The organism is Tamlana sp. I1, from assembly GCF_015355625.1.
In the GTDB taxonomy this organism is placed as follows: Bacteria; Bacteroidota; Bacteroidia; order Flavobacteriales; family Flavobacteriaceae; genus Pseudotamlana.
Genome location: NZ_JACLAF010000003.1, coordinates 159,706 through 182,968, shown reverse-complemented (window position 1 = coordinate 182,968; position 23,263 = coordinate 159,706). Strand labels below are relative to the sequence as shown.

Genomic DNA, 23,263 nt, shown 5'->3' with positions numbered 1-23,263 from the left:
TGAGGCCACTAAGCAGAGCTTAGCGGTAGCGGATGAAGCTTACAACAATATTGAAATAATACCCTTTCAATATAGCAGCTATCAACTTAAAACTTATTTAACCACAGAAAGACAAACAACCTCCGAAGACGCTAATGCTTTGTCATATTCAAAAAGCACGGGTTTTCCGTTTAACTCAGCTTCAATTAAGTAGAAATGACCTTTAAAATAACTTGTTTTTACCGTGGCTTTTAACTCTGAATGATTAACCACTTTTAATTGATGCGCATAAACCAGGGTGTTATTTATCAAATTAAATTCGCCAAAAAACGAAGCAACCAATGGGGTTTTTGGGTTTTTAAATAAATGTTCAGGGGTGTTGTTTTCAACAATTTGCTGTTGGTTTAAAACAATCATTTTGTCGGCAAAACCAAGCACATCTTCTTTGTCGTGAGTGGCTACCACGCAACTAATGTTTTTAGCTTTTAAATATTTAAAAACATTGCGTCTTAAACTTTGCTTTTTAAAATTATCAATATGACTAAAAGGTTCGTCTAATAGCATGATTTCAGGCTGTTTGGCTAAAGCGCGTGCCAATGCCACCCGTTGTTTTTGTCCGCCACTTAAAATTTTAACTTTGGTTTTTGCAAAAGCCGTGAGTTCTACAACTTCAAGAAGTTCGGCGGTACGTGCTTTCTTTTCTTCGGGATAAAAGTTAGAGAGGAACTTTCCAATATTTTCTTCAACCGAAATAAAAGGCATTAAATCAAATTCTTGAGCCACGTATTTCATAAAATCGTAACCCACAACCAGATTAAATTTCGGGCCTAAAACCTCTTGATCTTTCCAAAAAACATGACCTTCATCTAAGTCGTATTCACCGTATAAAACTTTTAAAAGCGTGCTTTTTCCAGAGCCACTTTCGCCAATTATAGCAAGGTGTTCGCCAGGTTTAACTTGAAAAGAAATGTTGTTTAAAACAGGCGATTTGTTATATGAAAAAGTAAGTTTTTTTACGCTAAGCATGCAGGGGAATCTAAAAATTGGAGGTTTTTTAGCTTGTTCTTTAATTGACTTAAATCCATTTATTCTATTGCTTTCACATTGGTGTTATTTGGTAAAGTTTTAAAACCCATGTTAAATAAAGTAAAGCCATATATGTCGGCATATTGCTCTATGGTTTTACTAACAGGTGTTCCTGCACCATGCCCAGCATCGGTTTCAATACGGATTAAAACAGGGTTTTTTCCAGTTTGTTTACTTTGAAGTTCGGCTGCAAATTTAAAACTATGCGCAGGCACCACACGGTCATCATGGTCGCCCGTAGTAATTAATGTGGCCGGATATTCTATGCCTTTTTTTACGTTTTGAACAGGCGAATAGGCTAATAAATAATTAAACATTTCAGGATTGTCTTCGGCCGTGCCATAATCGTATGCCCATCCTGCGCCTGCTGTAAAAGTGTGGTAACGCAACATGTCTAATACACCAACTGCAGGCAATGCTACTTGCATTAAATCGGGACGCTGTGTCATGGTTGCTCCCACCAGTAAACCGCCGTTAGAGCCGCCACGAATAGCGAGAAACTTAGAGGAAGTGTATTTGTTTTCAATTAGATATTCTCCAGCGGCAATAAAATCGTCGAATACATTTTGCTTTTGCAATTTTGTGCCTGCATCATGCCATGATTTTCCGTATTCGCCACCACCACGTAAATTAGGAACAGCAAATATGCCACCTTGTTCCATCCAAACTACATTAGGAATGCTAAAGCTAGGGGTTAAACTAATATTAAATCCTCCGTAGCCATAAAGTATGGTTGGGTTTTGTCCGTTTAATTCTAAGCCTTTTTTGTGGGTAATCATCATCGGGATTTTGGTGCCATCTTTTGAAGTGTAAAACACTTGATGACTCTCATAATCTGCACTGTTAAAATCGATGGCTGGTTTCCAATATAAATCAACCGCTCCTGTTTCAACATTTAAAGTGTAAATGCTTGCAGGAGTATTGTAGTTTGTAAAACTAAAATAATCTGTTTTTTCAAGTTTTTTGCTGCCAAAACCTTCAGCAGTACCTAAACCAGGCAATTTAATGTCTCTAACTAAAGTGCCATCTAAATTGTACTGTTTCACTTGAGAAATCGCATCAACCATATAATGTGCCAAAATGTAATTTCCGCTTGTTGAAGGTTCTAAAACGTGTTCTGTTTCCGGAATTAAATCTGCCCAATGTTCTGGCGTTGGGTTTGATGCATTTACAGTAACTATTTTTTTATTTGGTGCATTTAAATTGGTAAGTAAAAACAGTTTACTGCCTTCGTTATCTAAAACTTCCGTATCGCTATCTACATGATTTAAAATGGTAATAAACTTACTGTTTGGCTTTGATAAATCTTTAATGAAAAGCTTGTTTCCAGAAGTTGAGGTGCTGGCAGAAATCACTAAATAACGATTGTCTTCGGTAACTTCGCCAAAAATATAACGGTGTTTTTCTTCGGGCGTTCCACCAAAAATTAGAGCATCATCTTTTTGTGAAGTGCCTAATTTATGGTAATACACTTTATGCTGATCTGTTTTTGCTGAAAGTTCGCTACCTTCAGGTTTATCGTAGCTAGAATAGTAAAACCCTTCATTTTTATACCAGGAAACTTGAGAGAATTTTATATCGACTAAAGTATCTTCTGTAATTTCTTTGGTTTCGGTGTTCATGATGATGACTTTTCGCCAATCGCTACCGCCTTCAGAAATGGCATAGGCTACTATTTTTCCGTTTTTAGAAAAATTTACACTTCCTAAAGACACAGTGCCGTCTTTAGAAAAGGTATTCGGGTCTAAAAAAACTTCAGCATCACCATTTGCTGTTTTTCGGTATAGGACATATTGGTTTTGTAGTCCATCATTTTTATAAAAATAGCTGTGATCGCCTTCGGTAAATGGCGCACCAACTTTTTCGTAGTTCCATAATTCTGAGAGTCTACTTTTTAAAGTATCTCTAAACGGAATTTGGCTTAAATAGCCAAAGGTTGTTTTGTTTTCTTGGGCAACCCAAGCCTCGGTTGCTTTGCTTCTGTCGTCTTCTAACCAGCGGTAGGGGTCTTTAACTTCAACACCAAAATAAGTGTCTACCGAATCGACCATTTTGGTTTCAGGATATTTCAAGATAATGTTTTGTGTTTTATTATTGTTTGGTTTGCAGGCCATGAAAGTAAGAAGAACTAATGCGGAATAGACTATTTTATTCATTATTAAAGGCTTTTTAGATACCTTCAAAAATAAGTAAAACTAGGTAGAAATTGCGTTAAAATACTGAGATATAAGCTGTAAGAATCACCTTTTTAATTCTGTAAGCTTCTTTGTTTTTCTAAACAAAAAACTCCTACAAATGAATGCAGGAGTTTAAATTATAAATTTAATTTGTGATTAAACTAATTTGTTCTCAATTAAATATTCAGCAATCTGAATCGTGTTAGTTGCAGCGCCTTTACGAAGATTATCGGCTACAATCCACATATTTAATGTATTTGCTTGAGATTCATCACGACGAATACGACCTACAAAAACCTCATCTTTATCATGCGCATAAATTGGCATTGGGTAAGAGTTTGTTTCGGTATTATCTTGAACTACTACACCAGGTGTTTCGCTTAATATTTTGCGTATATCGGCTAAATCGAAATCATTTTCAAACTGTACGTTCACAGATTCTGAGTGTCCGCCTGCAGTTGGAATTCTAACCGCCGTTGCCGAAACAGAAAATGAACTGTCGTTTAATATTTTTTGAGGTTCTTTAGCTAATTTCATTTCCTCTTTGGTGTATCCGTTTTCTAAAAACACATCACAGTGTGGTAATGCATTTCGTCCAATAGGATAAGGGTAAGCCATTTCACCTTCTACTCCAGCAATTTCGTTTTCTAGTTGTTTTACGGCTTTAATACCTGTACCAGAAACAGATTGGTAGGTTGAAACGACTACACGTTTCATGTTATATTTTTTATGCAAAGGCGCCAATGCCATAACCAATTGAATGGTTGAACAGTTTGGGTTTGCTATAATTTTATCGTCTTTTGTAAGCTCGTTAGCATTAATTTCTGGAACCACTAATTTTTTACTAGGGTCCATTCGCCATGCTGAAGAATTATCGACAACTGTTGTTCCGGCTTCTGCAAATTTAGGAGCCCATTCTAAAGAAGTGTCACCACCTGCTGAAAATAAAGCGATATCTGGACGCATAGAAACTGCGGTTTCTAATCCAACAACTTTATAATCGGTTCCTTTATAGGTTACTGTTTTTCCAACAGAGCGTTCTGAAGCAACAGGAATTAACTCTGTTACAGGAAAATTACGTTCTGCAAGAACTTTTAACATCACTTCGCCAACCATACCAGTGGCACCAACAACTGCAACTTTCATATCTATATTTTTTGTAATTAAAATAAATTTCTGAGTGGCAAAACTAAGTATTAATTCTATTTTAAATTCTAAAAAAAGCCCTCATTTTCACAAAACAAGGGCTTTTTAACAAGAAATAACACCTTGTTAAATATTTAACAGTATTTTATTTTTTTAACAAATCTCTTATTTCAACTAGTAATTCTTCTTGAGTTGGACCTTTTGGAGGTTCAGGAGCTGGTGCTTCTTTCTTCTTCATTTTATTAACAGCTTTAACGACCAAGAACATTACAAATGCCACAATTATAAAGTCGATAACGTTGGTTAAAAAGGCTCCCCAAAGCACAGATACTTCGCCTTGTAATACGCCTTCGGCATTTGGTGTGCCTTCAGTTATTACGTATTTTAAATCTTTGAAATCTGAGTTGAAAATTAATCCGATTAACGGAGAAACAATGCCTCCTGTAAATGATGTTACGACTTCTTTAAAAGCGGCACCCATAACAAAACCAACAGCAATGTCGACTAGGTTGCCCTTCATGGCAAACTCCTTAAATTCTTTAAGCATGTGTATAAATTTTTGGTTAGTACTCAAAAATAGTCAAAAAAAAGTATAAAATAAGCGTTTGTTATTTTATAAAAATTCTTTTAACACGCTGAGAGATAGAGGTTATTAGTTCGTAAGAAATGGTGTTTGCTGCTCCTGCTAATTCTTCGGCGTTTGGCGATTTTCCAAAAATAATCACTTCATCCCCTTCGTTACAGTCTATATCGGTAACGTTTACCATGATCATATCCATACAAACATTGCCTAAAATGGGGGCTTTTTTACCGTTTATGGTTACAAAACCTTTGCCATTTCCGTAAGGTCTGCCAATGCCATCGGCGTGACCAATAGGCAGGGTTGCCGATCGAAGATGAACATCGGTTTTATAGGCGCGGTTATAGCCTATAGATTCGCCAGGAACAATATTGTGAATTTGCGAGATAACTGTTTTTAAAGTTGCAACGGGTTTAAAAAACGGGTTTTCTTTTTTAGAATTCCCAAAACCGTAAAGTCCGATACCCGAACGCACCATATCAAAATGGGCTTCCGGATAATTTAAAATGCCCGATGTATTACAAATATGATGCAGCGGTTTGTAGCCCACCTGTTTGGTGAAATTCTCGCTTATGGCTTTAAAATCTTCAATTTGTTTTAAAGAGAATGCTTTTTCGTTTAAATCTTCGCTTGCAGCCAAATGCGATAGTAACGATTCTACTTTTACCGTTGTTGTTTCGCTTAGTATTTTGGCAATGGTTTCCACCTCTGTATGCCAAAAACCCAATCGGTTTAAGCCCGTGTTAAACTTGAGGTGAATGGGGTAATTTGCTATTTGCTTTTCAGAAAGTTTGGCAATAAATTCGTTAAGTATTTTTTGGTTGTAAAGACTAGGTTCTAGGTCGTATTCAATTAAATATTCAAAATCTACCGTTTGCGGATGCAGCACTAAAATAGGTTTAGTAATGCCTGCCGTTCTAATGGCAATGCCTTCTTCAGTATAAGCTACAGCAAAATAATCGACCTCTAAATCTTGTAAAAACAAGGCGATTTCGCAGGGGTCGCTACCGTAAGCAAAGGCTTTTACAACCGCTAAAAATTTGGTGGTTGGTTTTAATTTCGATTTTAAATATTCAAAATTATGCTGTAGTGCTTTTAAATCGATTTCAAGCACAGTTTCTTGTGCTTTAGGCATCAGAATCTTTTTTAGTATTTAGTTCTTCGGCATCATTAACCTTCATATTTCTAACCTTATCACGCATCATGGCTTTGTGATATGCTGCTCTACTTAAAGGTTCGTATTCGTTAACTTCACCTAACAAAACAAGGCTATCGTTTTTGTTTTTTCGGTAACTATATTGTGCTAAATTCCCCGTTCTTGTACAAACGGCGTGTACTTTGGTTACATACTCGGCAGTCGCCATTAAATTTGGCATGGGACCAAAAGGATTGCCCTTAAAATCCATGTCTAATCCAGCAACTATCACACGAATGCCTTTATTGGCTAAATCGTTGCAAACTCGTACAATTTCATCATCAAAAAACTGAGCTTCATCAATACCAACCACATCGCAACCATCGGCTAAAATAGGAATATTGGCTGCGGCAGGAACAGGGGTAGAACGAATTTCGTTAGCATCGTGAGACACCACCATATCTTCATTATAACGCACATCTAACGAAGGTTTAAAAATTTCAACTTTCTGTCTTGCGATTTGTGCACGTTTTAATCTTCGGATGAGTTCTTCCGTTTTTCCAGAAAACATCGAGCCACAGATTACTTCAATCCAGCCAAATTGTTCTTTATGATTTACTGTATTTTCAAGAAACATTTTGTAATTTTAACAAGGAACTTGTTTTCGTTAATAAAAGTTGAAACGAGTTCATTAAACAAAGGAATTATTCGTTTGCATAAAGGTGGCGCAAATTTATTAAAAATCAAACGTCCATAATGCATTAATTAAAAAATTATATCCAATGAAGCAGAAGTTAGAGTCGGAACTTGTTAGCATAGCGCACAGAATTCTTAAATTAAAAGGTAAAGAAGATGTTGTAAAAATGCATGCCGAAGTTGCGGTACTTTACGAAGCCCTTACTGTATTAAAATTTGCAGAGGAGAATTTTGATGGCGATTTGCCAAAAATAGGAAACGATTCTTCTTTTTTTGGGATGCTAGACAGCGCTTTTAACAATAAAGTGAGTGATAATATTGAAGTTGAAGATAAAATTTATGTCGATTTAGACGATAGTAATCGCGATGTAATTACCGAGCCAGCCATGGCGAAAATAAAGGACATGTTACAGCATATGCCCGAACCTCCAGAAACTATTGAAACTGTTTTTGAAGAAGCCCTTCCGCAGCAACCTACTAAAAAACACGATTTTGATGATATTACTCAAGGGTTTAAAGATATGCCTGTTTTTGAGCCTGCTTTCAACGCGCAAAATGGGGTTTCAAACGGAAAAAAATCATTGAATGACAAGCTTAAAATTGGAGGATTTAATATTGGTTTAAACGATAAAATTGCCTTTATAAAGCATTTATTTGAAGGGAAAAGTGAAGATTACGACCGTGTAATTTCACAGTTAAATACCATGGATTCTTTTGAAAATGCGCTTAATTTTATTCAGAATATGGTGAAGCCCGATTATAATAATTGGGTAGGAAAAGAAGAGTTTGAAGAGCGCTTTATTGCTATTATCGAAGCAAAGTTTAATTAAAAAAAGTAGGCTTCAATAAAAGATCAAGCTTACCTTTGTGGATTGGTTTCTCGCAGTATGGGAATTTCAAATCAAGGACAGCTTCAATCATAAAACATGAGTAAACTTTATATTGTACCCACCCCAATTGGGAATTTAAAAGACATGACTTTTAGAGCCATCGAGGTTTTAAAGGATGTCGATTTAATTTTAGCCGAAGACACCCGAACTTCGGGAAAATTGCTAAAACACTACGAAATTTCAACACAGATGCAATCGCATCACATGCATAACGAGCATAAAACTATTGAAACCATTATCCGAAAACTAAAATCGGGAACTACAGTTGCTTTAATTAGTGATGCCGGAACGCCTGCCATTTCAGATCCTGGATTCTTGTTATCGCGTGCTTGTATCGAGGAAGGCATTGCTATTGAGTGTTTGCCTGGAGCTACCGCTTTTGTGCCTGCACTTGTAAATTCTGGTTTGCCAAACGATAAGTTTGTTTTTGAAGGGTTTTTGCCTGTTAAAAAAGGACGCCAAACCCGATTATTACTGTTGGCCGAAGAAACTAGAACCATTATTTTTTATGAAAGTCCGCATAAATTAGTGAAAACTTTAGGGCATTTTTGCGAATATTTTGGTGAAGACAGAACCGTTTCGGTATCCAGAGAATTATCAAAATTATTTGAAGAAACTATTCGAGGAACCGCTAAAGAAGTTTTAGAATATTACACCAACAAACCACCAAAAGGGGAAATTGTTGTTGTAGTTGGAGGAAAAAAATAGCCTGATTTTACGGCTGAAAATGATTATAAAAAAGGTTAAAAATGAATTTAGAGACATTTAAAAATAAATTAAAAAATACACCAAACGCTATAGCCTTTTCTGAAACTATGGAAACCATTGAGGCTAATTACGAGTTTACACCTACGGCTTTTAAAAATGGGGTTTTAGAAAATGCTGCGGGCGAAAATTCAGGGTCTTGTAAATTATTCGCATTTGCAAAATTACAAGGGTTTACTAAAGAAGAAACTTTAGCTTGTTTCGGAACTTTTTATTCTGAAGACGTTTTAAATGATCCAAACGGCACAGGGCATCAAAACATTAGAAACTTTATGAAAACTGGTTTTGATGGTTTGACTTTTGATGGTGTTGCTTTGCTGGCGAAGTAAATTGAAAAGGGAGAAGCTAGAGGAATAAGTATTGAAGAATTTAAGGAGAACTTTCGGACTAAATCAAAGTAAAAAATAGCCGACGGGGTAATTCCCACTTTGAAGGGGGTTGCCCGCAGGGTGGGGGAATGTAGTCTAAAGAGGTTGGAAATATAAAGTTAAATAATTCAACTTTTTCAGACACGGATTGCATCCCAATATCACGAGCGTCTCGCTCGTGACCATAAGAGTAAGAAGTTAAGCAAAACAAGAAACCTGTGGAAGAACTCCTCCAAAATATAAAAGATTGCAGACTTTGCGAAGCGCATTTACCACTTGGTCCGCGGCCTGTGGTTTCGGCGCATCCAGATTCTAAAATTGTGATTATAGGACAAGCACCAGGAACAAAAGTACATGCTTCGGGAATTCCGTGGGACGACCCTAGCGGAAATCAGCTTAGAAAGTGGTTAAATGTTTCGGTTGAAGATTTTTACGACAACACCAAATTCGCGATTATTCCCATGGGGTTTTGCTATCCTGGAAAGGGAAAGTCTGGCGATTTGCCACCGCGAAAAGAATGCGCTCCACAATGGCATAAGCCTTTGTTCGACGAACTTAAAAATGTAGAGCTAATTCTTTTAATTGGAGCTTATGCACAAAATTATTACCTCGGGAAATTGGCAAAGAAAACGCTAACCGAAACCGTTAAACATTATAACGACTACTTACCCAAATTTTTACCATTACCACATCCTTCGCCACGAAATAGATTTTGGCTTACTAAAAATCCTTGGTTTCAGGTTGATGTTTTGCCGGAATTAGAAAGACGTGTAAAGGAGTTGTTATAGTGCTTGATTTAAATAAAACCATTAAAAAGTTGCTTGTATTTATTGGCTTCTTGTGGGTTTTCTTTTAAGTTAACTCGTTTTATTTCTTTTCCATTTTTATCCCGTTCGATAATAAAATCATTATAACCATCACTAAGTGTTTGGATAAATAATTTTAGAGAACCATCTTCATTATAAATTTTCGTGGCTTCAAAATTATCATAAGTAGAAGAGATTTCTTCAAAAATTACAGTGCCAGCTTTTATATGTTGCTTAATTTTTCGGCCTTCTTTAATAAACATTTGAGATTTAATATCGCCTATAGAATTAAATGTGGTACTTTCTATTATTTCTCCATCCTGAATTTTTGCTTCATGTTTTATGTCTCCATTTTCAAAGAAACTTAAGCTTTTACCGTATTTTACACCATTTCTGTATGTGTTAAGCCTGCTTAATTTTCCAAATAAAGTGTATTTTTTTTCTTCTCCATCGAGCTTTCCATTGCTATAGTTACTTATCGAAAATATTTCACCATTTTTATGAAAAACAATCGATTGACCATGTAAAAGACCATTTTTAACATTAAATTCCTCCCATTTTTTAAATTTATCGCCTACTACGTAATAGCCATTAAGAGGTTTATTTGTTCCATTGTTTATATAAATACTTAAGCCATTAGATGTGTCAATATAATAGCTATTTCTTTTTATGAGTTTAAAGGTAGCTTGCTTAGTCGTATTGTCTTTTTTACAATGACTCATGATTAAAAAAACAGAAAAAAACAAGATGCAAAAAAAAGGGTTTTTTAAAGTCATACGGTTAAATAATTATTCATGTGATTTATCGGGTTCAAAGTAATAAATATTTTACAAATTTATTTTAGAGAGTCTAGGTTTTATAGAATTATAGATAGTCGAAAACACAATTTTAGTTTTTAAATAGTATTTTTGAATCATCAACAAATAAAAAACAAAACATGGCAGTACAGGTTTCTACAAAATGGTTAGGGGAGATGCGATTTGAAAGCACAAACCCTTCTGGACATAATTTATTTATAGATGCAGGCGAAGAGAATGGCGGAAAAAGCGAAGGCTATCGTCCGAAAGCCTTAATGCTTTCTGGTTTAGCAGGGTGTTCGGGATTAGATGTAGCCTCGTTAATTAAAAAAATGAAGTTGAAAGTTGATGATTTTAAAGTCGATATCGACGCTAATCTTACAGACGAGCATCCAAAAATTTACGATAAGGTAACCATGGCATTTCATTTTTACGGTGATGAATTAAATGAAAAAAAGCTTCAAAAAGCGGTAGATTTATCGGTTGAAAAATACTGTGGCGTTATGGAAATGTTCCGCAAATTCGCCGAGCTTGATGTACAAACGCATTTTCATAAAAAATAAGTTTAAACCCACCCCCTTGGGTCTTTTAGTTATTTGATGAAACGTTGGTTCGAGTCATTTTCAATAGTAAATGATATCTAAAAAAAACCTTCTTCAAAAGATACCATAGGGTTGAGTGAAAACCTTTTAAACTTGTTTAACTTGAAATTTTAAACCAAAATATGCGTTGGACTTTGAAACCAATTCCACCCTCAGAAAAGGTTAAATCCTTAGCAAAATCACTTCAAATAGATCCTGTTTTAGCCAGTTTATTGGTGCAAAGAGGCATTGTAACCTATAATCAAGCGAAACAATTTTTTCGTCCGAGTTTTGAAGATTTACACGATCCGTTCTTAATGAAAGATATGGATAGGGCCGTATCGCGCATTGAAAAAGCCTTTGAAAATAACGAGAATATTCTGGTTTATGGCGATTACGATGTCGATGGTACTACCTCGGTAGCCCTAATGGCGTCTTACTTAAAAACCAAACACGAACAGGTTTATACGTATATCCCCGATCGCTACGACGAAGGTTATGGCGTGTCCTATAAGGGGATTGAGTTTGCGCATGAAAACGATTTCACTTTAATAATTGCTTTAGACTGTGGTATAAAAGCCATTGAAAAGGTAGCGCATGCCAAATCATTAGGGGTCGATTTCATTATTTGCGATCACCACAGGCCTGGTGATGAAATTCCAGATGCTGTCGCTGTTTTAGATCCGAAACGCGAAGATTGTAACTATCCGTATAAGGAATTATGTGGTTGCGGCGTGGGCTTTAAACTCATTCAAGCTTTAGCCTCTAAGGAAGGAAAAACAGCAGAAGATTTAATCGCGTATTTAGACCTTGTAGCCACAGCTATAGGTGCCGATATTGTCCCTATTGACGGGGAAAATCGAGCGCTTGCCTATTTTGGTTTACAGGTGGTAAATAACACCCCTAGACCGGGTATCCAAGCCATTTTAAAACAGGTTCATAAAACTGAGTTTACCATAACGGATGTGGTCTTTATTGTAGCGCCTAGAATTAATGCTGCTGGCCGAATGAAACACGGTAATTATGCTGTGACTTTGTTAATGGAAACCGATGAAAAAGCAGCTGAAGCTTACGCTGAAGAAATTAATAATTACAACTTAGACCGACGTGAAACAGATAAGCAAATTACTGAAGAAGCACTGCAACAAATCGAAGCTAATCAAGAACAAAACCGCCTTACTACTGTTGTTTACCACGAAACTTGGCATAAAGGCGTTATTGGTATTGTGGCTTCTCGATTAACCGAAACCTATTACCGACCTACATTAGTGTTTACGAAAAGCGGCGATAAATTAGCAGCATCGGCACGATCGGTTAAGGGGTTCGATGTTTACAATGCCTTGGAAGCCTGCCAAGAATACATCGAACAGTTTGGGGGCCATAAATATGCTGCAGGTTTAACTTTAGCTGAAGAAAATTACGAAGCCTTTAAACAAGCTTTTGAAGATGAGGTGTTTAAAACCATAGATCGAAACCTTTTAACGCCCGAAATTCAAATTGATGCACAAATCGATTTGGAACAGATTACCCCAAAATTTTACCGCATTTTAAAACAGTTTGCACCTTACGGACCCAGTAATATGTCGCCCGTATTTATGACTGAAAACCTTGTAGACACAGGCTACGGCAAGTGTGTTGGCGCCGATGAAACCCATTTACGATTAACAGTAAAACAACCGCCATCACCATCGCAAATCGTGTGTATAGGTTTTGGTTTGGGTGAAAAATTAGCTTTAACGACAGAAGGAAAACCATTTTCGGCCATTTATTCTATTGATGAAAATGAGTGGCAAGGGAGTGTTTCGTTACAGTTGAAATTGCGGGATGTTAAATAAATTGAATTATTAAAGTTATAAAAATCGGTTTTTAGGGTTTTGTCATTTCGAGAGAAGGAGGAACGACTGACGAGAAATCTTTTAACGTGAAGATTCTTTCTCATACTTCGTCAGAATGACAGTGCCATTACGAAATAAAGCTAATCTAACCCGTATTAAATAAGTGTATTATGTCTAAAAAAGATCCCTACGCAGCACTCCGAATCAAAGAATTCAATATTTTTTTATTGGTGCGTTTTGCATTGGTTTTTGGATGGACCATGCAATTTATTGTTATTGAATGGGAAGTGTATAGTTTAACCAAGGATCCGTTGTCGCTTGGAGTTATTGGGCTTATGGAAATTATTCCAGCGTTTACTATGGCATTGTTTGCAGGGCATATTGTAGACCAAAAGGAAAAACGAAATCTTTTGGCGCTTTGTATTGCCGCGTTTTCCCTAATTAGTTTAGGGCTATTTTTACTCACCTGGGATGTGGTTATTGCAGGCTGGGATAACAAAACGATTTTATATTCTATATATGCTTTGGTGTTTTTTGGTGGCTTTTTACGCTCGTTTTTTGGGCCTACTATTTTCTCGTTAGTAGCCCTAATTGTGCCTAAAAAAATATATCCGAATGCGGCCACTTGGAACAGTTCAACATGGCAAATGGCTGCTGTTTTAGGGCCTGCCTTTGGTGGGTTTGCTATTGGTTGGATGGGCGTGCATTGGGCTTTATGTATTGTTTTCGGATTAATTATGTTATCCTTTTTTATTCTACTTTTTATAGAAAAAAAACCTGTTTTAAATCCGAAAATAGGCGAACCAGTAGTAGAGAGTTTAAAAGAAGGCGTGCGTTTTGTGTTTAAAACCAAAGCCATTTTAGGGGCGATGACTTTAGATATGGTAGCCGTTTTATTTGGTGGAGCCATTGCGCTTTTACCTGTTTTTGCTCAAGATATTTTAAAAGTGGGTAGTGAAGGTTTTGGGGTTTTAAGGGCCGCACCAGCAGTTGGTGCTTTTATTACTATGTTGGTTACCGCGTATATCCCCATTAGTAAAAATGCCGGAATGAAATTGTTGGTGGCTATTTTTGGTTTCGGATTGAGTATTGTGGTTTTCGGATTATCCTCGGTGTTTTGGATTTCATTATTGGCGCTGTTTTTTAGTGGGATTACCGATGGGGTTTCTATGGTAATTAGGCAAACGATTTTACAAATAAAAACACCCGATCATATGCGCGGTCGCGTGTCGTCGGTAAATTCGATGTTTGTGGGTTCTTCTAACGAACTGGGGGCTTTTGAAAGTGGCGTAACAGCTAAACTCATGGGGGCTGCAACAGCGGTTGTTTTTGGAGGGACCATGACTATAATTACCGTAATTACCACAGCGGTAGTATCGCCAACCTTTAGAAAATTGGATTTAACTAAGGATTTGGAAGCGCATGAAAATGCAGAATAATACGGTTTTTAATACGTTTTCAATGCCATCGTCTCACCATCAAAAACTCCATAAGTGTAATACTTAATCCAGTCGCCCAGATTGATGTATTTTGAAGTTGCATTCAAATCGATGTTTAGTGGTAAATGTCTGTGGCCAAACACAAAAAAGTCGCGGTGTTTGTCTTCTAATTTCCGTTTGCAATACTGTACGAGCCATTCATCATCATTACCTAAAAATTTAGCATCATCATCACCAGAAATCAGCTTGTTCTTTACAGAAAGATGTTGTGCCAAACGAACCCCTAAATCGGGGTGTAACCAACGAAATAACCATTGGCAAAACGGGTTGGTAAACACTTTTTTCATGCGTTTATAACCTTTATCCCCAGGGCCTAAACCATCGCCGTGACCAATAAAAAAAGTCTTGTTGTTAAAAGTGAATTCTTTAGGTTTATGATACACAGGAATGTTCAATTCTTCTTCAAAATAACCATTCATCCACAGGTCATGATTGCCCACAAAATAATAAATAGGGATGCCCGAGTCGCTAATTTCTGCAAGTTTGCCTAAGGTTCGTGTAAAACCTTTAGGGATAACGGTTTTATATTCAATCCAAAAATCGAACATATCACCCAACAGAAAAATGGCTGCGGCATCGTGTTTTATCTCGTCTAACCACGCGACGAATTTCTTTTCACGCGGACGTGATGCTTCGGCGGTTGGGGCTCCTAAATGATTATCGGAAGCGAAATATATTTTTTTTCCTTCAGGGATTTGCATGCTGTAAATATAGTAATTCCTGCCATTCGACTATATATAAGATAGACTTTAGCAGGAATTTTAGTTTAACTAGATTGTGTCGGTTTTAATTCTGTTTATGGAATTATTTATTATCTAATATTTGACCTGATTTGACAAGTAAAGGCTGTAGTTCGCTATAATTTACATCTTGTACGTTTACTTTATGTTGTAGCGCAAGACTTGCTATTTGGGCTGCAGATTCGCCAAGAATCATAAAAACAGGTTCCATTCTAATACTGCCATAGGCGATATGAGAACTGCTCACACAAACGGGAACAATAAGATTGGTGCATTCTGTTGCTTTTGGTAATATCGTGCCTTTGTCAATTTTATAAGGATGCGGAGGTTGTACGCCCACATCACCTTCGTTTTCCACACGGCCTTTGGCTGTAACATAACGCTGTGTATTGTGTGAGTCTAAAGCATAAGAGCCAATACCAATAGAGGCGTTGGTGTCTATTTTTCCCATAACATTGTGTTCGGTCATAATATAATCGCCAATCATACGTCTAGCTTCTCTAACATAAAGTTGATGAGGGAATCCACCATTGTCGGTAAATTCATCTTTGGCATAGCCCCATTTTTGCATTTCTTCTCTTATCTTTTTTGGCACACGAGAATCTGTTGCTGTAAAATACAATAAGCCTTCTTGATAGCGACGGTGTTCGTCTGCAATGGCTTTTCTATCTTCATAAGAAGCTTCAGGGTAAGCATAGTTCATGCCAATATTATCCATGCTAAAAGGACCATGATTATTTACATCTGTTTTTAAATTAGGGATGCCATCAAATTTTCTAAAGGTTTCTTTCCATCCTTTTTTATAAATACGCCCTAATAATTCATAATCATTAGGGTTATAGCCTTCAGGTTTTGTGATAGGAATTTTATTTTGTGGTTCTTTAGTTAAACACATTCTAAAGCAGTAAGCTTCTACGCGATGATCGCCATCTCCATTTTTTCCAGGATCTTGGTCTGATATTTTAGCTATGAGTCCAGATGTTGAACGATTTCGTTTTTTGTAAGGCGAAATTTTTAACTTTTTAAAATTATGTTGATGTTGGTATACTTCTTTTTGAATACCATTATAGGTTTCATTATAAACCGAATTTGCTTCACGTCCTACATGGTAAGAGATGCCAGCAGCAGCCATAAGATCGCCCTCGTAAGTAGCATCAATAAAAATTTTGCCTACAATTTTTTTTCCGCTTAAGGTATAAAAAGACTGGATGGTGTTTGCTTCTTTTTTAATGGGTTTGTTGCGATCTAGCCACTCTTCTTTAAGAACTTTAATGTTATTGTCTGCTATCCAGCTATCAAAAATATGCTCTGCAACATGAGGTTCGAATACCCACATGGTTTTTGATTCTTGATCAATGGCCGATGTGCCTTGACCTTCACCATGAAAGTCATCCATGCTTTCCCAATTCCATGCGTTACTTTTTTGATAATAGTTGTAGATTTTTTGGTAGAAAGTTCTTGAAAGTCCTCCAATTAAATGACTGTTTCCACTATCTGTATACCCTAATCCGGAAGAAGAAACGCCTCCCAAATGTTTGTCTGGAGAAACGATTAATACTGTGTGACCAAGTTGTTTGGCTTTTACGGCTGCGACAACGGCTGAAGATGTGCCGCCATAAATAACAATATCAGCTTTGTGTGTAGTGGGGGTTTGTGCTTTTATGTTGAAGCAAAACAGAACGAGAAATACAGAAAAAATTGGTTTCATTAAAACGGGTTAGAGGGTTAGCAGTATATAAATACATCAAGGAACATCTAATGTAATTCCTTTTGTGCTACTAATTTAATTGTTTTTTTGTGTTTAAAACTTTTTAGAAGCAGATGTTTCTCTCTAATAAATGGTAACCCCTATAATTCCTCATTAGATTTAGCTTGGCAAAACCGATCATGTTGTGTTTGGGTGAGCTGTTTTTACTTTTCGTTAGGCAATTGATTTTGTTAGTTCAACTGTTATTTTCATAATCACTTTAATCATAATTGTATTAACTAAGACATATGATTTATAATCGAATATTTCTACCAACTTTAAAGGTGCAGCGTTTTATTCCGCGTAAGCGCCAGAAGAATAGGTTAATTCGTAGCTGTGTGTGTAGATTTCGAAACAATTCCGAAAGAGTCTTCAACATAGCACATTTTAAAGGGTTTATCATCTGGATAGTACGACCTAATTGGCATTCTTTGTTTTCCGCCATAAGCCACAATTTTTTCAATAAGGGCTTCAATATTTGGATCTTGCACACAAAAATGAAATAATCCTGTGTTAAACGGATTAAATTCTGGGGCTTCTTTAATGCCGTTAACACCTATTTTTTTTATGAATCTTAAACAACGTTTTTATTCATATCCGTATTTTTTTTTCCAGTCTGAAATATCAATTTTATCAATTTCCTTTTGTTTAGCCTTCAATGATTGTTCAAAAGTATAGTTGATAAAAAAGTACCATGCCATAAAACTTAATATGAATAGTATAATTCTTTGCTTAAACTTTAAGTAATAATTTTCACTCCTTAAATTAAAAAGCGTAAATCGTTCAAAGCCAAAAGGGAATCGATCTATAAAAATAAATGGTCCAAATAAAAAAAGCTTAATCATTTCAAGTTTTGTATAGCTTTCTGTTTTATTCTTTTCTAATCTTACAATCTCTGCTTCTAATTTTTTTTCTAATTTTTATCCCCATTTTTCAATTACTTGGTTTTGCTCCTCTTGTGATATATCTCTTTTAACAAGTTCATTTTTGGCTTGTAAAGTTGCTTCTCGTTGCCAAATATTCTCGTCATTACAATTTGCAATTTCGATTAACTCTAAAGTTTCTCTCTCAGAAATTGGAGGATTATACTCACTCATGTGAAATGTTGAATAGCGTATTATGTGGTGTTTTGTAGATTATATTTAGTGCAAAATGCGTTGTATTACTTCTTTTCTACGCGCATAATTTTTTCCATGGTACGGCCTTTTGCTAATTCATCAACAAGCTTGTCTAGGTAGCGACATTGTTTATAGGTTTCAAACTCATCTGGGATGTCTTCAATACGATAGCCGCATATAACGCCTTTAATGAGGTGTGCATTAGGGTTTAATTTGGCGCTTTTAAAAAAGGCTTCGAAGGTTACTTTTTCATCAAGAAGCTCCTGTAATTTAGCAGTATTAAATCCTGTTAGCCATTCAATAATTTGATGTAATTCGGCTTTAGTTCGTCCTTTTTTTTCAACTTTATTTACGTAATGCGGATACACCGATGCAAATATCATTTTTGCAACTTTTTCATTTTTTTCGGAAGTAACTTTCATTGTGTTTGAATTAATGAATTATAACTCTTTTTTATCAATCACACTTGGTTTAATTGGTTTTGTAAAAGTGGGGGTTTAAGAGTAAAAAGGAAAGCTTAAGCGTTTGTGGTGTTGGAATTGGAGTTATTGCTTCCAGTTTTGAAGTCGGTCAAGATATAAATAGTCTTCTACAAATGTTCTATGCTCAGCACTCGTCATAATCTCTACTAAATTTAAAGCTGGAATATAGCTTGTTAAGTTGCCATTGGAAGAAAGAAATTTTCCGTCTTTTAAATACGTGACTTTACTATCGTCTTGAACTTTTAAATTGGGATAATCCTTTTGTAATTGTTCGCCACCACCAATCCAAGTTACAATTTTATGACCATCGGCAATTCCTGAAGCTCCTATAAGTTGCGCGCCACCACAATTACTTACGGTATATTCTGTTTCTTTATTTTTCTCTCTAATAAAATTTATAAGTGCTTCATTGTGTACTTGTGCATACATGTCATAAGCACTTGGTACAAATAACACGGCTAATTTGGGGCAATTTTTAAAGGTATAATCAGGAACAAAATGCATGCCTTCTTCAGTTGTAACAGGCTTGTTGGTTTCGGCAATGGTAATTACATTAAAAAGCTGTTTTCCTTCTGGTCCATCTGGTTTAGAGAAAACATCGGATGTTGCAATTACCTCACTTTGCAAAACGCCATTATACATTAAAAGCCCAATTGTTGGTAATTTTGGATTAAATGGTTTTAGATGTTTTGTTAGCGTATCGGTTTTATGTTTGGTTTTTGTGAATTCCAGATTTTCAATTTTGGTTTTTGATTTGTCTGTGTTACAATTCATCAAAATAATTGAAAAAATTACGGTTAGGATTCCTAGTTTTTTCATGATTATAAAGGGTTAAAGGTTATTTCTCTAAAATGCCTTTTTTAACGTTGTCATCAAGAAGGTTTTTAGCATATTCCCATAGTTTTGTTGAGCCGTTTTTAATTACTTTTTTCTTGTTGTAAACTGTTTGATATTTTACAGCAAATTCTTTCCATGTTCCTCCATTGTTTGAAGTGTTTTGTAATAAGGGTTCAAGTCTATCCATCGATCTTGCAAATTTTGCTTCGTTAGAATTTCCTTCTTCAAACTCTATCCAAATTTGCAAGAATTCCTCAGCTTGTTTTTTGGGTAACATTCCAAAAATTCGTTCCGCACATTTCATTTCTTCTGTGGTGTTTTCGTGATTTTTATTTTGGTCGTATAAAAAAGTATCACCAGCATCAATTTCAACAATGTCATGAATTAACACCATTTTAATCACTTTTAATAAGTCAATTTCACTATCTGAATAGTCGCTTAAAACAATTGCCATCATGGCTAAATGCCAACTGTGTTCAGCGTCATTTTCGTTTCGGTCGCTATTAAATAACTTTGTTCGTCGTTGAATATATTTTATTTTATCAATTTCTTTTATAAAATCAATTTGCTTTAATAAGTTTTCGGAATTCATTTACTTATATTTTCTCATAATTCAATTTAATAAGTATTACAAGCGCACAGCCTTTTCAATAAGCACATCGTATACATAGCCTGCACCAAAGTCTTTGTTTAAAATAACGGTGCCTTTTATGGTTGCGACTTCACCTATTTGGAAGGTGTCGTTAGTGGTAATTGTAATATCAAATTTGCCATTTCCTGTTGTGCCATCTTGTAAATGCACAAAATTAACCTGCATAATGCCGTTGTTTACTTTTACAACTTGGCCTTTAATAATAACTTCTTTGTTAATAAAGGCTTCTGGGTTTTCAAAAAGTTCGGCAATGCGTATGCCATTTGGTGCCTTTTCAATGTTTGCAACGCTTGTTTTGCCTTGTTGAACTTGACTCTTTTTAGTTTGCTTTACAGCATTATTATCCGCTCGAATACCTTCGGCAAAAATGACGCTTTTAAAAACTCGGTTTAGGGTTTTGCTTTCAAAATCTTTCATTTCCATACCGCCATCGTAATAATAAGTGGCGCCAATTTCAACATCTCTATCGGGTATAGACATCCAGTAGTCTTTGTCGTTTTCTTTTACTTTAAGGTAGATGTAACCTCCAGAGGCAATTTTATCTGTAACAACAATTTTATGGGTGTTTCCAGATGTTGAAGGCTCTGTTTGACTAACCGCTTCATAAGTGTTTTTTTCTTCTTTAGGTGCTGTTTTTGGGGCGTCTTTACAACTTACTAAAAGGCATAACGTGGTTAAAGAAAGGGCAATAATTTGTTTCATTATTCGATAGGTTTTCATGTAGGGTAAATTTAATCAAATTGTTTGAAGTGGCCTGTGATATAGTGTGGTTTTTCGTTATTAAACGTTTTTGGGTGCTGAAAACAGGAGGGGGTAGTTCTAAAAGTGAAATTTTAACAATCAGTATTCTAAGTGAGAAATTTTAGAATACTTTTAAAAGCATTATTGTTTTTTAATAAGAATTTCTTAATTAGAATTGTTTGAAAATATGTCATTGTAATACCAAATGATAATAAAAAAACAATTAGAGTGATAAAAACAACCAAAGAATTGGTGTAATCTCCAACTAAGATTTTAGTTGAAAATCGCCATAAATAAGAAGCAAATATATGCCATAAATAAATCCATAGTGAATTAGAAGACAACCAAACGATTAAATTTTTAATGCCTTGATTTGTTAGTGATATGAACCTGGTTACGATGTAATAACATAAATTGATGCAGAAAAAAGCATAGGATAAATAATATAAAGTTGGAGGGTATTTATACTTCTGCGTTGGGACAAAGGCTCCAAATTCATTATATTTTTGAATTGCTAAAATAACAAACAACAGCAGTGAGGTTAACATAATCACTTGAAGTGTCTTGTTGTTGAACAAATGTAGTCTAAGTCCGTATAAATAGAGAATTGAATAGGGAATGAAAACTAATACAAATTGATTTAAAATATATTTAATATTTGAAGGTATATCACTGTTTAAAAATAATTGATTTATGACTTCATAGGCTACATAAAAAATAATAATTAAGGTGAAATATTTTCTATTGGTTATAGATGATTTGCTGAGTTTTAGACAATACGGTGTAATAAGTGCTAAAATTATATAAACTTTAAAAATCCAAACAAAGCCTATTCCATCATAGAAAAAATATGATTCAATTATTTTACTTTGAGAAAAAGGGTAATCGTATTTTAATATTAATGATGCTGTCCAAAAGAGTAGAAAGAAGAATGTTAAAAATATCCACAATGGAATGGTTAGTCTTGTAAGTCTTTTTTTTAAAAAAGGAATTAGATTAATCGATTTATGTCTATAGATGTACGAATATGTTAAGGCTGAGCCCAGAATTAATAGCGGGGTTCCAAAATTCCTTAATTGGTAAAACCAACTAGGAGGACTTGAATGCGCTATCATTATTATCATAACACCTGTAAATCGAATTAAATCCATTTTAGTATTTCGCATATTAATTGTTTTTGTATTTGGGTGTAGAAGTTGATGTTTTGGAAATCTGTTTAATTTCTCAAATATTCTACAACCTAATTATATGCAGGTTATTCTCTTATTGTTCTGCTGTTGTGGTGACCTTATAACTGGTTTTAGTTTTTTTAATCATTTTAAGTTAATTGCAGAAAATTATTAAATTATAAATATGGGGGAATTTATAAGTTGCCATATGATTTTTATTTTTCAGGAAATGAAAGAACAAAATTTCATTAAGAGTTGTTTTGTTTAAAACACTCATATTTAGGCTTGTGAGTTACAATATAGTAAAATATTTAAAGCGATTTTATGTTTGTAGCTTGTAAATTATTGAAGTTGTATAGGAGGTATAGAATGAAGTGGGTATTGAATGTAACTTATTTATATAGTGAGAAAATGTTTTTAAAACTCACTAATTACAGTTTGTTTCTTTATGCTTGTTGTTAACGTGTATGTGTATGGTTAGTTCCGTGTAAGTACGTGATAATTCTTTGATATGCAATATAATAAAAAGTAGAGAAGGACCATCGTCTTAGCCAACACAAGCAATTAATCATACACGTTGGTAGTACCTGTACTTATGCTATATTCCATTTTTCATCGTACGCTAATTTGTAAATTTCCCGAGTAACAAAAACCTGAATTTTAGCTAGTAATTCGGTATTCTCTTTATTCAGATTGTTTATGAACTCGTTTTCATATTCATTTTGATAACTCGCAAAACTCTCTTGAATGAACTGATTTCTAATAGAAGTCAATTCTTCAAATCCGATTGTGTCTGTTTCTTTTACTTTATTCAAGTAATTTTCCTTTATAGAATATTGTATTCTATTCAGAACCTTTATTAATTTTTCTTTACTCATTTTTAATATGTTTTAGAATTGCAAAATTAGACTAAACATATATCACCTGAAAAAGCATTAATTTTTTTGCCAGTTAGACTGAATTTAAAGGTGTTTCAAGAGGTTTTTAATTCGATATTTTCAATTATCCAGTTGTTGGATATTCAGACGTTATATTTTCGAGTTGGTCAATCAATTTTGGAAGTTGGTTTGTTCAAAATCAAATTCACATTGTAATTAATTTCAAAATATGAATTGGTGTTCGTCATTTCAGTATTATTGCCAACAGGTTATATAAAAAACGTTCTTCACCAAACCTCAGCACAGATGTACATTATACAAAAGTGATATACTTTTCAACAACCATATCCTTTCTGCCGAAAATTCTTACGCGATAAATATAAGTTGAATCTATAAGTTACCAAACCACTTTCTGTTTTTTTACATTGATAAAAGTAAAATACAGGTGTATTTAATGGTAATTATGTTTGCAACCTGCTGTTTTTGTTGAAATAAGCTGTGGGGTAACCATTTGTTTTGCTAATGGTTTTAATCTAGAAATAATAGCCAACTGAAAGTA

Annotated in this window: 23 protein-coding genes and 1 pseudogene; 7 read left to right on the top strand and 17 right to left on the bottom strand. The window is 34.9% G+C overall.

The window, feature by feature from the left end; translation table 11 throughout:
* Positions 1-93: 93 nt before the first annotated feature.
* From H6X70_RS03675 to H6X70_RS03650, 6 genes are all read right to left on the bottom strand, one after another.
* Complete coding sequence (locus H6X70_RS03675; RefSeq protein WP_194766327.1) at positions 94-1,005, bottom strand: ABC transporter ATP-binding protein; 912 nt, start codon at positions 1,003-1,005, stop codon at positions 94-96.
* Positions 1,006-1,064: 59 nt separating this feature from the next.
* Positions 1,065-3,179: a prolyl oligopeptidase family serine peptidase gene (locus H6X70_RS03670; RefSeq protein ID WP_410529808.1), complete on the bottom strand. Its 2,115-nt coding sequence runs from the start codon at positions 3,177-3,179 to the stop codon at positions 1,065-1,067.
* Positions 3,180-3,398: 219 nt separating this feature from the next.
* The gene (locus tag H6X70_RS03665) at positions 3,399-4,388 is read right to left on the bottom strand and encodes an aspartate-semialdehyde dehydrogenase (RefSeq protein ID WP_194766325.1); all 990 of its coding nucleotides are present in this window, start codon (positions 4,386-4,388) and stop codon (positions 3,399-3,401) included.
* A gap of 145 nt (positions 4,389-4,533) precedes the next feature.
* Complete coding sequence (gene mscL, locus H6X70_RS03660) at positions 4,534-4,935, bottom strand: large-conductance mechanosensitive channel protein MscL (RefSeq protein WP_228530245.1); 402 nt, start codon at positions 4,933-4,935, stop codon at positions 4,534-4,536.
* A gap of 61 nt (positions 4,936-4,996) precedes the next feature.
* Positions 4,997-6,103: an alanine racemase gene (gene alr / locus H6X70_RS03655; protein ID WP_194766324.1), complete on the bottom strand. Its 1,107-nt coding sequence runs from the start codon at positions 6,101-6,103 to the stop codon at positions 4,997-4,999.
* Positions 6,096-6,740 (bottom strand): thymidine kinase, encoded by a 645-nt coding sequence (locus H6X70_RS03650; protein WP_194766323.1) that lies wholly within the window; start codon positions 6,738-6,740, stop codon positions 6,096-6,098. The genes alr and H6X70_RS03650 overlap by 8 nt, the downstream gene beginning before the upstream one ends.
* Positions 6,741-6,885: 145 nt before the next feature.
* On the opposite strand from H6X70_RS03650, the gene H6X70_RS03645 reads away from it, so the two are divergent.
* From H6X70_RS03645 to H6X70_RS03630, 4 genes are all read left to right on the top strand, one after another.
* A complete protein-coding gene (locus H6X70_RS03645; protein WP_194766322.1) occupies positions 6,886-7,629 on the top strand; it encodes a hypothetical protein in 744 nt (247 codons plus the stop codon).
* Positions 7,630-7,725: 96 nt separating this feature from the next.
* Positions 7,726-8,397, top strand: coding sequence for a 16S rRNA (cytidine(1402)-2'-O)-methyltransferase (rsmI, locus tag H6X70_RS03640; protein ID WP_194766321.1), 672 nt, complete (start codon positions 7,726-7,728; stop codon positions 8,395-8,397).
* 41 nt (positions 8,398-8,438) lie between these two features.
* Entirely contained in the window at positions 8,439-8,783 is a 345-nt protein-coding gene (locus tag H6X70_RS03635) for a HopJ type III effector protein (protein WP_194766320.1), read from the top strand.
* 257 nt (positions 8,784-9,040) lie between these two features.
* Complete coding sequence (locus tag H6X70_RS03630) at positions 9,041-9,610, top strand: uracil-DNA glycosylase family protein (RefSeq protein WP_194766319.1); 570 nt, start codon at positions 9,041-9,043, stop codon at positions 9,608-9,610.
* 8 nt (positions 9,611-9,618) lie between these two features.
* On the opposite strand, the gene H6X70_RS03625 is transcribed toward H6X70_RS03630, so the two are convergent.
* A complete protein-coding gene (locus H6X70_RS03625) occupies positions 9,619-10,350 on the bottom strand; it encodes a toxin-antitoxin system YwqK family antitoxin (RefSeq protein ID WP_194766318.1) in 732 nt (243 codons plus the stop codon).
* A 215-nt stretch (positions 10,351-10,565) separates the two neighbouring features.
* Between H6X70_RS03625 and H6X70_RS03620 the strand changes: the two genes are divergently transcribed.
* The 3 genes from H6X70_RS03620 to H6X70_RS03610 all read left to right on the top strand — a co-directional run bounded on the left by H6X70_RS03620 (position 10,566) and on the right by H6X70_RS03610 (position 14,280).
* On the top strand, positions 10,566-10,988 hold the full coding sequence (locus tag H6X70_RS03620) for an OsmC family protein (protein WP_194766317.1): 423 nt from the start codon (positions 10,566-10,568) through the stop codon (positions 10,986-10,988).
* 161 nt (positions 10,989-11,149) lie between these two features.
* Complete coding sequence (recJ, locus tag H6X70_RS03615) at positions 11,150-12,841, top strand: single-stranded-DNA-specific exonuclease RecJ (RefSeq protein ID WP_194766316.1); 1,692 nt, start codon at positions 11,150-11,152, stop codon at positions 12,839-12,841.
* A gap of 170 nt (positions 12,842-13,011) precedes the next feature.
* Complete coding sequence (locus H6X70_RS03610; RefSeq protein WP_194766315.1) at positions 13,012-14,280, top strand: MFS transporter; 1,269 nt, start codon at positions 13,012-13,014, stop codon at positions 14,278-14,280.
* Between the two features lie 8 nt (positions 14,281-14,288).
* Here H6X70_RS03610 and H6X70_RS03605 read toward each other — a convergent pair whose 3' ends face one another.
* The 10 genes and pseudogenes from H6X70_RS03605 to H6X70_RS03555 form a co-directional block, all read right to left on the bottom strand.
* Positions 14,289-15,041: a UDP-2,3-diacylglucosamine diphosphatase gene (locus tag H6X70_RS03605; protein ID WP_194766314.1), complete on the bottom strand. Its 753-nt coding sequence runs from the start codon at positions 15,039-15,041 to the stop codon at positions 14,289-14,291.
* A gap of 103 nt (positions 15,042-15,144) precedes the next feature.
* Positions 15,145-16,788, bottom strand: coding sequence for an FAD-dependent oxidoreductase (locus tag H6X70_RS03600; protein ID WP_194766313.1), 1,644 nt, complete (start codon positions 16,786-16,788; stop codon positions 15,145-15,147).
* A 333-nt stretch (positions 16,789-17,121) separates the two neighbouring features.
* Positions 17,122-17,378, bottom strand: a pseudogene (locus tag H6X70_RS03595) (glyoxalase); the annotation flags it as partial.
* Positions 17,379-17,747: 369 nt separating this feature from the next.
* Positions 17,748-17,924 carry a hypothetical protein gene (locus H6X70_RS03585; protein WP_194766311.1) on the bottom strand — a complete coding sequence of 59 codons (177 nt, stop codon included), beginning with the start codon at positions 17,922-17,924 and terminating at the stop codon, positions 17,748-17,750.
* Positions 17,925-17,989: 65 nt separating this feature from the next.
* Positions 17,990-18,367, bottom strand: a complete 378-nt coding sequence (locus tag H6X70_RS03580; RefSeq protein WP_194766310.1) for a DUF2200 domain-containing protein — start codon at positions 18,365-18,367, stop codon at positions 17,990-17,992.
* Positions 18,368-18,490: 123 nt separating this feature from the next.
* On the bottom strand, positions 18,491-19,246 hold the full coding sequence (locus H6X70_RS03575) for a DJ-1/PfpI family protein (RefSeq protein WP_194766309.1): 756 nt from the start codon (positions 19,244-19,246) through the stop codon (positions 18,491-18,493).
* Positions 19,247-19,265: 19 nt separating this feature from the next.
* The gene (locus H6X70_RS03570) at positions 19,266-19,856 is read right to left on the bottom strand and encodes an HD domain-containing protein (protein WP_194766308.1); all 591 of its coding nucleotides are present in this window, start codon (positions 19,854-19,856) and stop codon (positions 19,266-19,268) included.
* Positions 19,857-19,892: 36 nt separating this feature from the next.
* Positions 19,893-20,618, bottom strand: coding sequence for a DNA-binding protein (locus tag H6X70_RS03565; RefSeq protein WP_194766307.1), 726 nt, complete (start codon positions 20,616-20,618; stop codon positions 19,893-19,895).
* 146 nt (positions 20,619-20,764) lie between these two features.
* Entirely contained in the window at positions 20,765-21,823 is a 1,059-nt protein-coding gene (locus tag H6X70_RS03560; RefSeq protein ID WP_194766306.1) for an acyltransferase family protein, read from the bottom strand.
* Between the two features lie 596 nt (positions 21,824-22,419).
* On the bottom strand, positions 22,420-22,704 hold the full coding sequence (locus H6X70_RS03555) for a hypothetical protein (protein WP_194766305.1): 285 nt from the start codon (positions 22,702-22,704) through the stop codon (positions 22,420-22,422).
* Positions 22,705-23,263 lie beyond the last annotated feature (559 nt).

Coding starts and splice junctions, on each gene's coding strand:
- H6X70_RS03580 (WP_194766310.1), bottom strand. CDS start 18,367: ATGAAAGTTACTTCCGAAAAAAATGAAAAAGTTGCAAAAATGATATTT.
- recJ (WP_194766316.1), top strand. CDS start 11,150: ATGCGTTGGACTTTGAAACCAATTCCACCCTCAGAAAAGGTTAAATCC.
- H6X70_RS03635 (WP_194766320.1), top strand. CDS start 8,439: ATGAATTTAGAGACATTTAAAAATAAATTAAAAAATACACCAAACGCT.
- mscL (WP_228530245.1), bottom strand. CDS start 4,935: ATGCTTAAAGAATTTAAGGAGTTTGCCATGAAGGGCAACCTAGTCGAC.
- H6X70_RS03585 (WP_194766311.1), bottom strand. CDS start 17,924: ATGAGTGAGTATAATCCTCCAATTTCTGAGAGAGAAACTTTAGAGTTA.
- H6X70_RS03555 (WP_194766305.1), bottom strand. CDS start 22,704: ATGAGTAAAGAAAAATTAATAAAGGTTCTGAATAGAATACAATATTCT.
- H6X70_RS03625 (WP_194766318.1), bottom strand. CDS start 10,350: ATGAGTCATTGTAAAAAAGACAATACGACTAAGCAAGCTACCTTTAAA.
- H6X70_RS03610 (WP_194766315.1), top strand. CDS start 13,012: ATGTCTAAAAAAGATCCCTACGCAGCACTCCGAATCAAAGAATTCAAT.
- H6X70_RS03670 (WP_410529808.1), bottom strand. CDS start 3,179: ATGGCCTGCAAACCAAACAATAATAAAACACAAAACATTATCTTGAAA.
- H6X70_RS03605 (WP_194766314.1), bottom strand. CDS start 15,041: ATGCAAATCCCTGAAGGAAAAAAAATATATTTCGCTTCCGATAATCAT.
- H6X70_RS03620 (WP_194766317.1), top strand. CDS start 10,566: ATGGCAGTACAGGTTTCTACAAAATGGTTAGGGGAGATGCGATTTGAA.
- H6X70_RS03665 (WP_194766325.1), bottom strand. CDS start 4,388: ATGAAAGTTGCAGTTGTTGGTGCCACTGGTATGGTTGGCGAAGTGATG.
- H6X70_RS03600 (WP_194766313.1), bottom strand. CDS start 16,788: ATGAAACCAATTTTTTCTGTATTTCTCGTTCTGTTTTGCTTCAACATA.
- H6X70_RS03645 (WP_194766322.1), top strand. CDS start 6,886: ATGAAGCAGAAGTTAGAGTCGGAACTTGTTAGCATAGCGCACAGAATT.
- H6X70_RS03575 (WP_194766309.1), bottom strand. CDS start 19,246: ATGAAAAAACTAGGAATCCTAACCGTAATTTTTTCAATTATTTTGATG.
- alr (WP_194766324.1), bottom strand. CDS start 6,103: ATGCCTAAAGCACAAGAAACTGTGCTTGAAATCGATTTAAAAGCACTA.
- H6X70_RS03675 (WP_194766327.1), bottom strand. CDS start 1,005: ATGCTTAGCGTAAAAAAACTTACTTTTTCATATAACAAATCGCCTGTT.
- H6X70_RS03560 (WP_194766306.1), bottom strand. CDS start 21,823: ATGCGAAATACTAAAATGGATTTAATTCGATTTACAGGTGTTATGATA.
- H6X70_RS03650 (WP_194766323.1), bottom strand. CDS start 6,740: ATGTTTCTTGAAAATACAGTAAATCATAAAGAACAATTTGGCTGGATT.
- rsmI (WP_194766321.1), top strand. CDS start 7,726: ATGAGTAAACTTTATATTGTACCCACCCCAATTGGGAATTTAAAAGAC.
- H6X70_RS03570 (WP_194766308.1), bottom strand. CDS start 19,856: ATGAATTCCGAAAACTTATTAAAGCAAATTGATTTTATAAAAGAAATT.
- H6X70_RS03565 (WP_194766307.1), bottom strand. CDS start 20,618: ATGAAACAAATTATTGCCCTTTCTTTAACCACGTTATGCCTTTTAGTA.